Source organism: Anaerostipes hadrus ATCC 29173 = JCM 17467 (assembly GCF_030296915.1).
In the GTDB taxonomy this organism is placed as follows: domain Bacteria; phylum Bacillota; class Clostridia; order Lachnospirales; family Lachnospiraceae; genus Anaerostipes; species Anaerostipes hadrus.
The window spans coordinates 114515-130088 of the sequence record NZ_AP028031.1; the positions used below are offsets into that span (position 1 = coordinate 114515).

Genomic DNA, 15574 nt, shown 5'->3' on the forward strand with positions numbered 1-15574 from the left:
GGAGATTGTGCCTTTTTTGTATGGATGGAAAAGATACATAAATAGACAAGAATAAGACATAAGAGGACAAAATATTTAGAGGTATCAATGATAAAATTGGATTATAAAATGCTGTAATATGGGAAGGAGAGAATAGAATATGAGGAAAAAAGTATGCAAAAAAATAATAGTTGTATTGTTGTTGTTTATTTTTGCTGCGGGTGGATTAAATAGTAATTTTAATATTCTTAATGTGATTGAAATTAAAGCAGCAACAACTACAGTTACAAGAGCACAGTGGATTCACAGTCTAGTAGACATGACAGGAATGAAAGTTGAAGATAATCAACTACCGGATAATTATTATAATGATGTAAATAAAAAAACAGAATATTATAATGACATTATGAAAGCAACGGCTTATGGTGTGATTGATACAGCAGCAGGAAAAGATTTTAAACCAGAGGAAAAGGTATCAAGAGAGTTTGTTGCACATACATTAAATTTTTGTATGGGATTTCAATTAGACGAGAAAAAATATACATTTTCAGATGATAACGATTGTACATATAAAGAAGATGACCAGATTGCTATAAATCAAGGATGGTTGTCATTGGAATCAGGAAAGTTTGTGCCAAATGGTGAAGTGACTGAAACGGACATACAGAGTATATCAAAAAATGTAAAAGAAATATTGTCAAAACAAGAAGTAAAAGAAGATTATGACAGTACTTGGAATGTTGTTTCGGGAGTCAAAACGATTCCAGCAACAACAGAAGCGGTGATTGAAGATAATAAAGTAATTATTACGGATTTAACACAAAAGATTAATACGGGAGATATTTTTGTAGTCTATCAGGGAGAGGTCGGAGTGCCTTTAAAAGCAGAAAATATCTCAGTAACAGGAAATAAAACAATTATAACAACCACAGATGTCAAAGATTATGATAATGCATTTTCAAAGGTTGATGCAGAAGGAATCATTGAATCCGATGAATTAACCTTTGAACCATTGGATGGAACACAGTTGGATGTTACAACGGAAAATAGGCAAAAAGGAACGGGAGTAAATCGAGCAGTTAAAAAAGTTAAAACAGTAAGTTTTAATAAAACTTTTAAAGTTACAGGGAATTTATCTTCCAGTGTAAAAGGAACACTTAAAAATGTACAAGTAAAGTATAATATTCTGACATCTACAGGAGAAGTTATGGTTCAGGTAGAAGGAGATCTGAACATGACAGGAACGATCAAAGCTGCGGCCAATACTTCAATAGATATTATGGCGGTAAAAATTCCAGGTATTGGGGGATTAACATTAACAGCGAATGTAGATGCAGAAGGAAAATTTTCATCAACGGTAACATCTCATATGTTAACGGGAATTTCATATTCAAAGGTAGGTGGATTTAGGACAATTAAATCATTTAAAGAAAATGGAGGTTCCAATACTGCGGTAGAAGCCAGTGCATCAATTGGTGCTACATTGAAATTTGGAATTACAGATTTAAAACTGATTACCGGATATGTATATGGAAAAGCAGGAGTCACAGCACAGTTTAACGACACTGTATGGGCAACAGGGACACCAGGAAATTGTAGAACATTTTTGGCTTATATGTATGCATCGTATGGTGCAGAGGCAAGTTGTATGTTTAAGAAAGATTTATACAGCAAAAACACAGACATTTATACATTGCAAAATAGTCCGATGAGAGTATATCATCATTATGAAGATGGACGGTTGATATCTAAATGTAGCAGAGGGCTGATATTTGATTACTTTACAAAATATTATTCTGCTTATGGATCAAGCGGATGGTCTGGATATAATGGATCAGCAGGCTTAGATGATGAAGGAAAAGAGTATCAAATCTATAAGTATTCATTGTCTAATGACGAAGATGGGAATAAAGTAGCAACTATTACAGAATATTATGGAAATGCACGTAATTTGGAAATTCCTGAAGAAATTGATGGATATAAAGTTGTAGGAATTGGATATGGAGCATTCAGTGATCATAAAGAAATTTTACAAGTTACAATTCCAGATAGTGTAGAAAAATTGTCTAACAGCGCATTTATGTATTGTTCAAATTTACAATCAGTATCCATTCCTAAAGATGTAAACACAGATGCGGATGCAGGGTATTTATCTGATCTTACTTATAGGGGACCATTTTATGGATGTGATTCCTTAAAGAATATAACATTTGCAAAAGGAACAACGATTATTAACACTGGATTATTTCATGGATGTGGAATAGAAAAATTAGAACTTCCAGATACAGTAACGGTAATAGGAAACAGAGCGTTTAAAGAGTGTACAAAATTAACAGATGCAGGACTAACAGATAATATTAAGAAATTAGGGGATGAAGCATTTGGTGAATGTACAAGTTTAAGATCGGTATGTATTCCAAAGGATGTGGAAACTGGATCAATGACAGGAATGTTAGGTGGAGATGTAGGTCCGTTTTATGGTTGTACATCATTAAAAAATATACAATTTGCAAAAGGAACAACAGTGATTCACAATGGATTGTTCCATGCAAGTGGTATTGAGCAGATAAAGATTCCAGACACCGTAACTAAAATAGAAAATAATGTATTTAAGAGATGTAATCAATTAAAGGATGTAACGTTGTCAGACAGTGTAACAGAACTTGGAAATGGAGCATTTCAAGAATGTATTAAACTGACATCAATCTATATTCCTAAAAATATAAAAACAAGCAATTTTGCAGGAGATGATGCATGGAATCCAGCACCATTTACAGGATGCAGTGAATTAAAAACAATACAATTTGCAAAGGGAACAACAGATATTTCAAGATCCTTGCTTAGAAATACTGGATTGGAAAAAATTGAATTACCAGATACTATTAAAAACGTAGGTGAATACGCATTTGCGGGATGTGAAAATCTAGAAGAAGTAAAGCTTGCGAACGGGACAGAACAGTTAAAAAAATATGCATTTAAAGATTCAGCATTGAAGGAAATAGAACTGCCACGATCAATTAAGACAATAGGAATAGGAGCATTTTTAAACTGCAAAAACTTATCGAAAGTAACACTTTCAGATGGTTTAGAGGAAATAAGTGAAGATATCTTTAGTGGATGTAAAGGCCTGAAAGAAATCGTTATACCAGAATCTATTTTGAAAATTAATAGAGGAGCATTTGAGAACAGTGGTATGGAAACAATTACAATGCCTTCAAAATTAACAGAGATAAAAGCAAGAGCATTTAAAGGAAGCAGTTTGAAAAATATAAAATTCTCTTGGCAAGAAACGATTATAGGAGATGAGGCATTTGCAAACTGCGATTACTTAGAGAAAATACAAATACCAGATTCAGTAACTGATTTTGGAGTGAAAGTATTTCAGGATAGTGATATGTTGACGGATGTTAAACTTGGAACGGGAATAAAAGAAGTACCAAGTAATACATTTGAACATTGTGATAAACTAACTAAGATTATAATACCAAGAAACGTAATAAAAATAGGGGATAATGCATTTGCAAATTGCGTGGCATTAACAGATATTATAATTCCAAAAGCAACCAAAGAGATTTCAGAAAATGCATTCAGTTACCCTGAAAAAATAACAATTACAGGAATCGCAGGAAGTTATGCCGAAACATTTGCAAAAGACCATGATATCAAATTTACAGGACGAACAGTAAAAGCAACAAAGGCAACATTAAGTGATACAAATGTTACATTAAAGAAAAATGATAAAAAGCAGTTATCTATTAATGTGACACCAGAAGATTTTACAGACGATGTAAATTGGAAATCAAGTAACACGGATGTAGCAACAGTTGATGAAAATGGATTGATCACTGCAAAAGCAGGAGGAACAGCAATAATTAAAGTTACAGTAGGAGAACTTAGTTTAAGCTGTGAAGTAACGGTAGAACAGCCAATAGAAAAAATCTGGTTAAATGAATATGCTCTAAAATTAGATGGAGATGGACAATATCAATTGACTGCAGAAGTGGGACCAGATAATGCAAATAATAAAGAAGTTACATGGACATCCTCTGATACAAAAATAGCAACAGTCGATCAGAAAGGTATGGTCAAAGCAGTATCTAAAGGAACTGCAACAATTACAGCGACAGCAAAAGATGGCAGCAATGTTTCAAGAAGCTGTATAGTCACAGTTAGGAATAATATATATAATATTACCGATATCAGCAAAATGGAAAGCTCTCATCCATATGAGAATAATTGTACAGACGAATGGATTTATACTGAAAAAGATGCTAAATCCTTGGAAGTAACATTTGACAGCAAGACGGAATTTGAAAATAAGTTCGATTATTTGTATATTTATGATAAAGATAAAAAACAAGTTGGTAAATATACGGGAACGGAACTTGCAGGGAAAACGATAGAAGTCCCTGGAAATACGCTTAGAATTCAATTGCAAACAGATAATGGTGGAAATGCGTATGGATTTAAGGTAGCTGAAATTAAGGCAAAACAAGATAATACGGTGCGGCCGCCAACGACTGAGGAACCAAAGCCAACACCACCAACAACCGAGGAACCAAAGCCAACACCACCAACAACCGAAGAATCGAAACCAACACCGTCAGTAACTGAAGAACCAAAGCCGTCTACAACAACACACAAACCAGAATCAACAGAGCAAAAAGAAATTAAATTAACCAGAATTGTATTATCTGGTATTTCGACAAAAATTGCAGCAGGGAAGAAAATAAAATTAACATCATTCATACTTCCAGAAAATGCGTCAAATAAGAAATTAATATGGAAAACAAGTAATACAAAATATGCCACAGTCAGTAGCAATGGAATTATAACGATTAATAAGAAAGCTGGTGGAAAGACTGTAATAATTACTGCAACAGCTAAGGATGGAAGTGGAAAAAAAGCAACGTATAAGATAAAGATTATGAAAGGAAAAGTAAAGAAAATTGTTATTTCTGGAGCTAAAACGGTAAAAGTAGGTAAAACAATTAGTCTAAAAACAAAAATTACTGCAACTAGAGGTGCTAATAAAAAAATAAAATGGACTAGTAGTAATACAAAGTATGCTACAGTTTCTTCTTCAGGAAAAGTAAAAGCATTAAAAGCTGGTAAAAAGAAAACCGTAAAAATTACAGCAATGGCAACAGATGGAAGTGGAAAGAAAGCAACAAAAATAATTAAGATTAAATAAGGAATTAATAGTAAAAAGATCAACTGTGATAATTTTGCAGTTGGTCTTTTTGGTATGTGGCAGAGTAAAATAGAAGTTGACAAAAATAAACAGGAAGATGTATCAAAACAGATGAAAGAAATTGAGCATCTAATTCAAGAAAATCAAGGAAATGAGGAGCTGGAAAAATATCTAAGTCAGTTAAAAGATAAATATCAGCAATTAAAACACAAATAACCGATAAACATTCTCAACGCCCCAAAACCTCTACACAATTAGACAAAAACATGTAATAAATAGACAAAATCCTTCCATCTAAAAATGATAAAATAAATATAGTTTATGTACAAAATTATTAATAATGTGCTAAAATAAAGACAAAGAGGATTGAAAAATAGTAATGAGAAAGATTGTAGTATGTGAGGATGGAGAAAGAGAAGCAAAGAAAATACAAAAAATGCTGCAAGATGATCAGGGGATTTTTGAGGAAGAAGTAGAGATATTTCTATATACAACAGGAAAGAAGTTAATTGATGATTGTAAATCTGGCAAACTAACCCCAGATCTTGTTTTTATGGATATTGAACTTCCTGATATGACAGGTATTGAAGTGGCGAAAGAGATCAATTATTTAGTGCCGTATTGTTATATTGTATATGTGACGAATCATGTGGATTATTTTACGGATGTATATAGTACAGAGCATCAGTATTATGTGTTGAAGAAAGAATTAAAAGAGCATTTTCCACAGATCAAAGAGAAGATCTGGAGGATGGAGCAGGAACATAATGACACAATTATAATTCCAATAAAGAACAAGCAGCAGAAGATGCTTCACAAAGAAAGTATTCGTTATATGGAGAGAAAAGGACGGAAAACATATATCCATGTAGTAGATGATGATATTGTAGAAACATCCCTCCGATTAGATGAGCTGGAAACACTTCTTGGCAGCTATTTTGTAAGATGCCATAATAGTTTTATTATTTCAATGAAACATCTGGATAATTATAAAAGAGAATGTGCAACAATGGATGACGGCGAGAATATTTCCATTAGCCGCAAATATCAGCCATATGTCAGAAGGCATTTTATTCATTGGTCTAAGAAATTTTTGGAGGAGGGCAGCAGAAGGAAATATAAGGAATGACGGTTGATAATAATGTGTTACATAACTTGATATTGGAAACATTGATGGCAATTAATATATACATGGTAGGAAGCATTTTGTTTCAATTTACAAGACGAGGAAAGAAAGTTTTTCTCGTCTTATCTTTATGTAAATGTAGTTTATGGAATGTTGTGGATATGGCGTTATTGACACAGAAAATTGTGCCAGATGGAAGAATTCAGGTGGTTTTAAATCTTCCAATTTTGATTTCTTTTTTGATCGTAATCAAAATATTTTCAGGCTTTGACTGGTTAAAAGTATTTTTAGGTTCCGTGATACAAGAATTACTTAGTTTTCCACCATTATTTTTATATTTATGTGTCTATCGTATTTATACGGGAGAATGGCATGGATTAAATGATATGTATGCACCACTTGGATGGTATGTAGTCATTGGATCGGCGCTTACATTGGTTGCAATCTATATTTATAAATATTTTGTAGAGATTATATTCGGTAATTATGCAAAATGGGAGTTAAAACAAAAGGGGATGTATTGGGGATTTATCATTGTTATGGTCTTGATTACATATGGAAGTGTCTGGACAAAAGATCATTCGTTTGAGGTAAGTCGTTATATTATAGTGGTCTCTGTGATTTCAGCTCTGTTTTTATATGAAACTTTATGGTTTTGGAGATGGCGAAAGAATCAGAAAACAGAACAGGAAAATAAGAATCTAAGATATGAAAATTCCGTTATGAAAGAATACTATGATACATTGGAAAATCAAGTAGAGGTTGTAAGGAAATTTCATCATGATATCAATAAGCATATGGATGTATTGAATGAGATGCTAGGCAAAATGGAAAACCCAGAGGTTAAATTATATTCTGAGCAATTAGAAGAAGTATATCAAGAGATGAAACCAGTTATTTATTGTTCCAATCCAATTGTGAATGCGGTATTGGTTAATAAAGCGCATCAATGTGAAGAAAAGCATATTAAATTTACCATTGATATGATGGGTTTTGAGACAAAGAAGATGAAAGAAATTGATCTGGTGGCATTATTGTCAAATCTTTTAGATAATGCGATTGAAGAATGCGAAAGAATTCAGGATAAATTAGATAAGAAAATTTACATACATGGCTGGAGAATCCGCAATAATTTATTTTTAGAAGTAAAAAATACAACAGAGAAAGAAGTCATCGATTCTTCAACATTTAAGACAAAAAAAGATCCGAAATCTCATGGAGTTGGAATGAAGATCATAAAAGAAATCATAGAAAATTATGAGGGAATAACAGATATAGAAATAGAAAATGGAGAAATTGAGATATTAATTCAAATTCCAGATAAATAATTCCATCAAATCCATTGGAAACCACTACTCAAAATGTTAAAATAACCACAAAGGAAGTGATGCACAATGGAATATTACGGAACCTTGGGACCAACCTGTTGCGAACCAACGATTTTAAAGAAGATGTTTGATGCCGGAATGACAGGGATCCGGTTGAATTTATCACATAGTTCATTAGAAGGAAGCCATGCATGGATTTACCATTATTTTGAGGCAGCGAAGCAGACAAATGGCGAGAAGAAGTTAATGATCGACTTGATCGGACCAGAACTTCGAATTGGATATCTGGAAGGAGATATGGGCCTTTCAACAGGAGCACATGTGGTTATAGGACATGGTGGAATTTTAGTACCAGAAGAAATCATGCCGCATATCAGAAGAGATCAGGAAATTTTATTAGATGACGGGAAAATAAAACTGATCGCAGAACGGAAAATATCACCACGATCCTGGAGATGCCGCATTGTCTGTGGAGGAGTATTGACGGCACGTAAAAGCATAGCTTTGCCAGGATGTAATATCAACAATCCGACGTTAACTGAGGCTGATCTGAAGAATCTATCTTTGGTAAAACAATATCAAGTAACTGATGTTATGCTGCCATTTGTACGGAATAAAGAAGATCTGATCATACTAAGAGAAGCACTAAAACAAAACAACTGTGAAGATATTCGAATCTTTGCCAAAATAGAAAATATGACAGGAGTAGAGCATTTGGAAGAATTACTTCCATACTGTGATTATATTGTTATAGCAAGAGGAGATTTAGGAAATGTCATGCCATTATCCAAACTCCCCAAAGTGCAGGCATATATTGCAAAGGTATGCAAAGAACATAATAAAAATTTCATGGTAGTTACACAAATGCTAGACTCTATGATCCGAAACCCTTATCCAACAAGAGCTGAAGTAAATGATATTTATCATGCAGTTCATCAAGGAGCGAATGCATTGATGCTGACGGGGGAAACCGCTCACGGCAGATATCCGGTAGAAGCCATGAAGATGTTAGTAGAAACCGCAAATGGGAGTTTAGAAGAATTATGATGAATAAAAAATGGTGGCATAACAAAGTTGCATATCAAATTTACCCAAAGAGTTTTAAGGATACAAATGGTGATGGAATCGGTGACATTCCTGGAATTATCAGCAAGTTAGATTATTTAAAAGACCTAGGGGTTGATATTTTGTGGATATCTCCGATGTATCAGTCTCCGATGGTGGATAACGGTTATGATATTTCCGATTATTATGCGATCGATCCGATGTTTGGATCAATGGATGAGATGAAACAATTGATCAAGGAAGCAAAGAAAAGAAATATGTATATTCTGCTGGATCTCGTTGTGAATCATTGTTCCAGTGAACATGAATGGTTCCAGAAGGCAATGGCAGATCCAGAAGGGGAATATGGATCATATTTTTATATCAAAGACGGGAAAGATGGGCAGCCACCGACCAACTGGAGATCTTATTTTGGAGGCAGTGTCTGGGAGAAGATCCCAGGGTATGACAATAAGTTTTATTTGCATTCTTTTGCAAAAGAACAACCAGATCTGAACTGGGAGAATGCGACTGTTCGTGAGAAGATTTATGAGATGATCTGTTGGTGGATGGACCAAGGACTTTCAGGCTTTCGGATTGATGCGATCATGAATATAAAGAAAGATCTGACATGGAGTGATCTGAAACCAGACGGTCCAGATGGACTCGCAGATGTATATAAGATCACAGGAAAAGTCGAAGGAATCGGAGATTTCTTGATGGAGATGAAGCATCGTTGCTTTGAACCATATGATGCACTGACCGTTGGGGAGGCTATGTTTGTAAAAGAAGATATTCTTCCACGATTTATCGGTGAAGATGGATATTTTTCTACGATTTTTGCATTTGAACCATGTCATGCCTATCGGAAAGGCAAAAATTATATGAACTATGACTGGCCACAGCCATTTGATGAATGGAGAGAGGAAACTTTTCATAATCAAGAGATTGTTGCCAAGGCAGGGTTTGAAGCGAATATCATTGAGAACCATGATCAGCCAAGAGGGGCAAGTCTGTTTATCCCAGAAGAAGATTATGGATTTTACAGCTTATCAGCACTTGCAACGATCATTTTCTGTGAGAGAGGTCTGCCTTTCCTATATCAGGGGCAAGAGATCGGGATGAGCAATCGTCAATGGAAATATGATGAATTTAATGATCTGGAAACAATCAATCAGTATCAGATCGCATTGAAGGCAGGAATGTCCAAAGAACAGGCATTGGAGATTGCAAGACATCACAGCAGAGACAATGCGAGAACACCAATGCAATGGAGTTCGGAAGAAAATGCAGGATTTTCAAAAGGAAAACCGTGGATGCCAGTTAATGAGAACTATAAAGTGGTGAATGTCGCAGAAGAAGAAAAAGAATATGGATCGATCCTGAATTTTTACAAGCGATTGATCGCATTTTATAAATCAGAAGAATATAATGAGATACTAACATATGGTGATTTCAGACCAATGTATGAAAAAGAAGATCATATTTTTGCATACAGCAGGTCTTATAGATGTCGGAAACTGGTATTGATCTGTAACTTCAGTTCTAAGGAAAAAGATATTGAATTATCAGAAGACTATGAAAATGTTGTATTTGTGAATTATGAACAGACAACTGTCATTGGAAATACGTTAAAAATGAAACCGTATGAATGTGTTATTTATGAGATGTAGATCAAAAAAGAATCCTGAACGATCAGGATTCTTTTTTATCTTTAGTAAAAATCTGGACAGTGGAGCGTGCCAAGTGAAAAATTTAAAAAGAGAAAAATTGAGTGATTTTTTAGGGCTGACAGATATTTTTTCTGTCAAAAATGTAGTAACAAACTAAAAAACGCCGCACGTCCAGACAAGATTGCCCAGACGGCCGGCGATTAATGATCATACTCCCATGTGGTTGATTCCACGTGCTCCGTCAGTCATATGACCTCATGGATATTAGGTTACTATAACTGGTCAGATTCGTCAACCCTGAATTTTAAGAAAATGTTATTGCTATTGTATAAATTTTCAGACAATTCAAAAGAGGTTGTGTATAAAAAGAAAAAAACAGGACATCCTCTGAATATGAGTAGAAAAAACATGATCAAAGGGATTCTGTTTCTGGCCATAGCATGTATGATTTGTGTGGCAGGACAAAGAAAATCCAATAACATAATACAGCAAAATCTGAAAAGCAATCTGATTCGATTTCATGTGAGAGCTAATAGTAACAGCAGGATGGATCAGACATATAAATTGAAAGTAAGAGATGCCGTGATTGATCAGATCAGTCCAGAATTGAGTGAAGCAAAAACGAAGGAAGAAGCATTTAAAATCTTAAAAATGCAAAAAAACAGAATAAAAAATACAGCACAGGAAATATTAAAGAAAGAGGGAGTGAAACAAAAGGTAAACGTACATTTTGTACAAGAAAAATTTCCAGAGAAAAACTATGGCCAATATACATTTCCAGAAGGTATTTACGATGCAGTAAGAATCGATCTGGGGGCAGCAAAAGGGCACAACTGGTGGTGTGTCATGTTCCCAGATCTATGCGTAACAAAAGATGACAAGGTAAGGATCAACAATACAGCAAGAAAAAAGATGGAGAAACTTTTAGGGAAAAAAACGATCAGAAAAATAACAAAAGATAAATATCTTGGATGGTTGTTTAAAGTATAAGAAAAACGGAGCTGATACAGATCGTATCAGCTCCATTTTAAGTTCTGGAATTTATTCTAATGGTTTCTTTGCAGAGATAAGAAGTAAACGTTTCTTTTTATATACACGGAATTTGGTAAGCCCTGCATTTTTAAAATATTCTAAAGTCTCATAAGTAGAATGTCTGCGATCATCACCAGAAGTCAGATAGGAAGGAATATTAGAAACAATTCGCAATGCCTCAGGAAGTGCAGATTCTCCAATATAAAGTCTTCCGCCAGGAACTAAGACACGAAATGCTTCATTAACAAACTTCTGTGGATCTTTAAAGGTGTGGAAATCGTCACATACAGTGATCACACGAAAGCTGTTATCATCAAAAGAAAGAAAATCACTGTAACCTGTCTCAAAATGAAGTTCTGGCCAAGTTTGCTTTGCGATAAGAATCTTATCCTCAGATTCATCGATACCATATCCTTCAACATCCTTCCAGCGTGTCAGTTCATGTAAAAAAGTACCATCACCGCAACCGACATCTAATATATTATCTGTATCTCTGACGCATATTTTCTTGATCATTTCATCCCGTAAAGCATCTCTCATAAGAAACTCCTTTCGTATGCCTTGTGGTTTGTATGCCGTCTCTTTATTAACTTTCATTATACCAGATTCTGGTATACATGGAAAGAAGAGCACTAATTTTTGATTATAACATAGAAGAAAAATTTGTCAAATAATCTTATGGATGTATTCGGTTAACATGAAAACAGGATATGTGTTATACTTATTTACAGTGAATACGAAAAAAGGAAAAAGAAATTTATGAAGAATAAAAAGCACATAGTAACTGGTATTCTGGCTCATGTAGATGCCGGGAAGACAACACTATCAGAGGCAATTTTATATACTGCAGGGAATTTGAGAAAAATCGGACGTGTGGATAATGGAGATGCATTTTTAGATACTTATGAACTAGAACGGTCCAGAGGAATTACCATTTTTTCCAAGCAGGCAGAGGTTTCAATGAATGAGATGGATCTTACTTTGCTTGACACACCAGGACATGTGGATTTTTCTGCGGAGATGGAAAGAACCCTGCAAGTGCTTGATTATGCGGTTCTTGTGATCAGCGGAGCAGATGGTGTGCAGGGCCATACTTTGACATTATGGAGTCTGCTTGAGAGATATAAGATCCCAACATTTTTATTTATTAACAAGATGGATCAGGACGGAACACAAAAAGATCAATTATTGAAAGAATTACAGGAACGTTTAAGCAGCGGATGTATTGATTTTGGAGAAAAGGGTAGTGATGAGTTTTATGAGATGATCGCTATGGAAGATGAGGCGTTACTGGATCATTATCTGGAATCAGGTGAGATCACGGAATCCAAGATCCGGGAAATGATCGCAGAACGTAAGATTTTCCCATGCTTTTTTGGATCAGCGTTAAAACTTCAAGGAGTCAATGAATTTCTGGGTGATTTTGCATTTTATACAGAAGAAAGAGAATATCCAGAGGAATTTGGTGCACGTATATTTAAGATCACAAGAGATGAAAATGGAAATCGTCTGACACATTTGAAAGTAACAGGTGGAAATTTAAAGGTAAAAACAGTTATTACAGAAAGTGATGAAAAGATTAATCAGATCCGTATCTATTCGGGAGAAAAGTATGAGACAGTAAATGAACTGCAGGCAGGAAGAATCTGTGCGGTTACAGGACTTTCAGATACGATCCCTGGGCAGTGTCTTGGAGCAGAGCAGGGCGGATATGAACCTGTGTTGGAGCCAGTACTTACTTACCAGATGATATTGCCAGAAGAGACAAGTGCAAGCGTGATACTTCCAAAACTTCGTCAGCTGGAAGAAGAAGAACCAGAACTTCACATCATCTGGAATGAAGAATTACAAGAGATTCAGGTGCAGATCATGGGAGAGGTTCAATTGGAGATCCTAAAGAGTCTGATCAAAGAACGCTTTGATGTAGATGTGGAATTTGGACAGGGCAATATTGTATACAAAGAGACGATAGCAGATGTTGTAGAAGGTGTTGGGCATTTTGAACCGTTAAGACATTATGCAGAAGTACATTTGTTGATGGAACCGCTGGAGAGGGGAAGTGGAGTTGTTATCGACACACAGTGCAGCGAAGATGTATTGGATAAGAATTGGCAGAGACTGATCATAACACATTTATTAGAAAGAGATCATAGAGGGGTTTTAACAGGAGCACCGATCACAGATATCAAGATCACGCTGGCAGCAGGACGGGCACATCAGAAGCATACAGAAGGTGGAGACTTCCGTCAGGCGACATACCGTGCAGTAAGACAGGGGCTTCGTATGGCACAGAGTGTTTTATTAGAGCCATATTATAAGTTCCGGCTGGAAGTTCCACAGCAGATGATCGGAAGAGCTATGACAGATATTGAAAAGATGCAAGGTACGTTTGATACACCAGATACTGCAGGAGAGATGTCAGTGCTTCAAGGAATAGCACCAGTTTCTACGATGCAAGGATACCAAAAAGAAGTATTAGCATATTCCAAAGGTATGGGAAGATTATTTACAACCTTAAATGGATATGATATCTGCCATAATGAAGAAGAAATCATAGAAGCCAGTGGATATGATCCAGATAGAGATTTTGAAAATCCATGTGGATCTGTTTTCTGTTCCCGTGGAGCCGGGTATAATGTCGCATGGAATGAGGTACCAGAACATATGCATTTAGAGAGCGTTCTTGCGAAAGAAATCGAGGAAGAGGAATTTGATGAACTGACACAGCGAAGGGCTTATATTGAAGAAGAATCAATTGATACAGAGGAAATCGATCGGATTCTTGAACAAACATTTTATGCAAACCAGCATAATAAAAGTAAATGGAAGAAGAAGAAAACAGCAAGGCTTGTACAGGATTATCATACATCTGCAGAAAAATCATCGGTAAAAAGAGATATGTCCAAGAAATACCTGCTGGTTGATGGATATAATATCATTTACGCATGGGATGATCTGAAGGAATTATTAGATACGAATGTAGATGCAGCCAGAGGAAAATTACTTGATGAGATGAGTAATTATCAGGGAATGAAGGGCATGGAGCTGATCGTTGTGTTTGATGCATATCGTGTGAAAGGTCATGAAACAGAGATCACAGATTACATGAATATTCATGTAGTCTACACAAAAGAAGCAGAAACAGCAGATCAGTATATTGAAAAATTTGCCCATACCCATGGACGAAAATACGATGTAACAGTTGCAACATCCGATGGATTGGAACAGATCATTATCCGCGGACAAGGCTGCCGTCTGCTTTCTGCAAGAGAATTAAAGAGAGACTATGAAGAAGCAAAAGCACAGATCAGAACAGAATATCTGGAGAATCAGAAAAATGAGAAAACTTATATGATGGATGGAATATCCTTGGAGAAAGAACAGCCAGAGAAGGAAAACTGATCATACAAAAATGGAGGCGGTAACATGGGGAAGATTTATCTGGAAGGTGCAGATAATACGAGAGACCTTGGCGGATTAAAAACGACAGAAGGTGCAGTGATCAAAGATAAACAGCTGATCCGCAGCAACCGTTTATCAAGGATTACGCAGAAAGATAAGATGTTACTGGAAACAGAATATCATTTACAGAAAATTCTGGATTTAAGAACACCAATGGAAGTAGAACAAGAGCCGGATCTGGAAGTGGCGGGAGCTGTTTATGAGAATATTCCGTTTTTTATGGAAAGCATGGTGGGAGTCAGCCGGGAGCAGGAAACAAGAAAACAGATGTTACATATGGAAGAATTTCCAGAGATGTCAGATATTTATAAGATGATGATCAAAGAAGAATTTTGCAGAAAGCAGATCTCACAAGCAGTCAGAGAGATTATGAATACAAAAAATGGTGCGGTTTTATGGCATTGTACAGAAGGAAAAGACCGTTGTGGATTGTTATCAGCAACCATTTTATTTTTGCTTGATGTGTCTGAAGATGACGTGATGGAAGATTATCTAAAGACCAATAAAGCTGCGATCACAAGAGTAGAAAAATTAAAAAAGAAACTTCATTTAGCAGGATTGCATCGCGAAAAAATCGAAAAAATAGAGGGCTATTTTGTGGCAAAAGAAGAATTTTTAAATGCAGCACTTAAAACCATGAAAGAAGAATATGGTTCTATTAATCAGTTTATGATCAAGGGATTAAATATTTCCATGCAGCAAAAAGAGGATTTTAAACAAAAAGTATTGGAGTAGA

The 15574-nt window shown here is 35.4% G+C and carries 10 protein-coding genes and 1 riboswitch; of the genes, 9 read left to right on the forward strand and 1 reads right to left on the reverse strand.

What is annotated here, in order from left to right:
• Positions 1–139: 139 nt before the first annotated feature.
• From QUE18_RS00585 to spoIIR, 7 genes are all read left to right on the forward strand, one after another.
• Positions 140–5173: a leucine-rich repeat protein gene (locus QUE18_RS00585; protein WP_009204660.1), complete on the forward strand. Its 5034-nt coding sequence runs from the start codon at positions 140–142 to the stop codon at positions 5171–5173.
• Between the two features lie 54 nt (positions 5174–5227).
• Positions 5228–5389 (forward strand): hypothetical protein, encoded by a 162-nt coding sequence (locus tag QUE18_RS00590; RefSeq protein ID WP_009204661.1) that lies wholly within the window; start codon positions 5228–5230, stop codon positions 5387–5389.
• A 163-nt stretch (positions 5390–5552) separates the two neighbouring features.
• A complete protein-coding gene (locus QUE18_RS00595) occupies positions 5553–6302 on the forward strand; it encodes a LytR/AlgR family response regulator transcription factor (RefSeq protein WP_009204662.1) in 750 nt (249 codons plus the stop codon).
• Positions 6299–7627, forward strand: coding sequence for a sensor histidine kinase (locus QUE18_RS00600; RefSeq protein ID WP_009204663.1), 1329 nt, complete (start codon positions 6299–6301; stop codon positions 7625–7627). Before QUE18_RS00595 ends, QUE18_RS00600 begins: the two co-directional genes overlap by 4 nt.
• Positions 7628–7693: 66 nt before the next feature.
• Positions 7694–8674 carry a pyruvate kinase gene (locus QUE18_RS00605; RefSeq protein WP_009204664.1) on the forward strand — a complete coding sequence of 327 codons (981 nt, stop codon included), beginning with the start codon at positions 7694–7696 and terminating at the stop codon, positions 8672–8674.
• Positions 8671–10344 (forward strand): glycoside hydrolase family 13 protein, encoded by a 1674-nt coding sequence (locus QUE18_RS00610; protein WP_009204665.1) that lies wholly within the window; start codon positions 8671–8673, stop codon positions 10342–10344. Before QUE18_RS00605 ends, QUE18_RS00610 begins: the two co-directional genes overlap by 4 nt.
• Positions 10345–10520: 176 nt before the next feature.
• A riboswitch (ZMP/ZTP riboswitch) is annotated at positions 10521–10603 on the reverse strand.
• Positions 10604–10737: 134 nt separating this feature from the next.
• On the forward strand, positions 10738–11334 hold the full coding sequence (spoIIR, locus tag QUE18_RS00615; protein ID WP_040344657.1) for a stage II sporulation protein R: 597 nt from the start codon (positions 10738–10740) through the stop codon (positions 11332–11334).
• Between the two features lie 51 nt (positions 11335–11385).
• Here the strand turns inward: spoIIR and QUE18_RS00620 are convergent, their stop codons facing one another.
• On the reverse strand, positions 11386–11916 hold the full coding sequence (locus QUE18_RS00620; protein WP_226799383.1) for a class I SAM-dependent methyltransferase: 531 nt from the start codon (positions 11914–11916) through the stop codon (positions 11386–11388).
• Positions 11917–12135: 219 nt separating this feature from the next.
• Between QUE18_RS00620 and QUE18_RS00625 the strand changes: the two genes are divergently transcribed.
• Both QUE18_RS00625 and QUE18_RS00630 read left to right on the forward strand, forming a co-directional pair.
• On the forward strand, positions 12136–14778 hold the full coding sequence (locus QUE18_RS00625; protein WP_009204669.1) for a translation factor GTPase family protein: 2643 nt from the start codon (positions 12136–12138) through the stop codon (positions 14776–14778).
• 24 nt (positions 14779–14802) lie between these two features.
• Positions 14803–15573 carry a tyrosine-protein phosphatase gene (locus QUE18_RS00630; protein WP_009204670.1) on the forward strand — a complete coding sequence of 257 codons (771 nt, stop codon included), beginning with the start codon at positions 14803–14805 and terminating at the stop codon, positions 15571–15573.
• Position 15574: the final 1 nt, after the last annotated feature.

Bases quoted from the DNA above. Each gene is read 5' to 3' on its own strand.
- QUE18_RS00585 (WP_009204660.1), top strand. From the start codon at position 140: ATGAGGAAAAAAGTATGCAAAAAAATAATAGTTGTATTGTTGTTGTTT.
- QUE18_RS00590 (WP_009204661.1), top strand. From the start codon at position 5,228: ATGTGGCAGAGTAAAATAGAAGTTGACAAAAATAAACAGGAAGATGTA.
- QUE18_RS00595 (WP_009204662.1), top strand. From the start codon at position 5,553: ATGAGAAAGATTGTAGTATGTGAGGATGGAGAAAGAGAAGCAAAGAAA.
- QUE18_RS00600 (WP_009204663.1), top strand. From the start codon at position 6,299: ATGACGGTTGATAATAATGTGTTACATAACTTGATATTGGAAACATTG.
- QUE18_RS00605 (WP_009204664.1), top strand. From the start codon at position 7,694: ATGGAATATTACGGAACCTTGGGACCAACCTGTTGCGAACCAACGATT.
- QUE18_RS00610 (WP_009204665.1), top strand. From the start codon at position 8,671: ATGATGAATAAAAAATGGTGGCATAACAAAGTTGCATATCAAATTTAC.
- spoIIR (WP_040344657.1), top strand. From the start codon at position 10,738: ATGAGTAGAAAAAACATGATCAAAGGGATTCTGTTTCTGGCCATAGCA.
- QUE18_RS00620 (WP_226799383.1), bottom strand. From the start codon at position 11,916: ATGAGAGATGCTTTACGGGATGAAATGATCAAGAAAATATGCGTCAGA.
- QUE18_RS00625 (WP_009204669.1), top strand. From the start codon at position 12,136: ATGAAGAATAAAAAGCACATAGTAACTGGTATTCTGGCTCATGTAGAT.
- QUE18_RS00630 (WP_009204670.1), top strand. From the start codon at position 14,803: ATGGGGAAGATTTATCTGGAAGGTGCAGATAATACGAGAGACCTTGGC.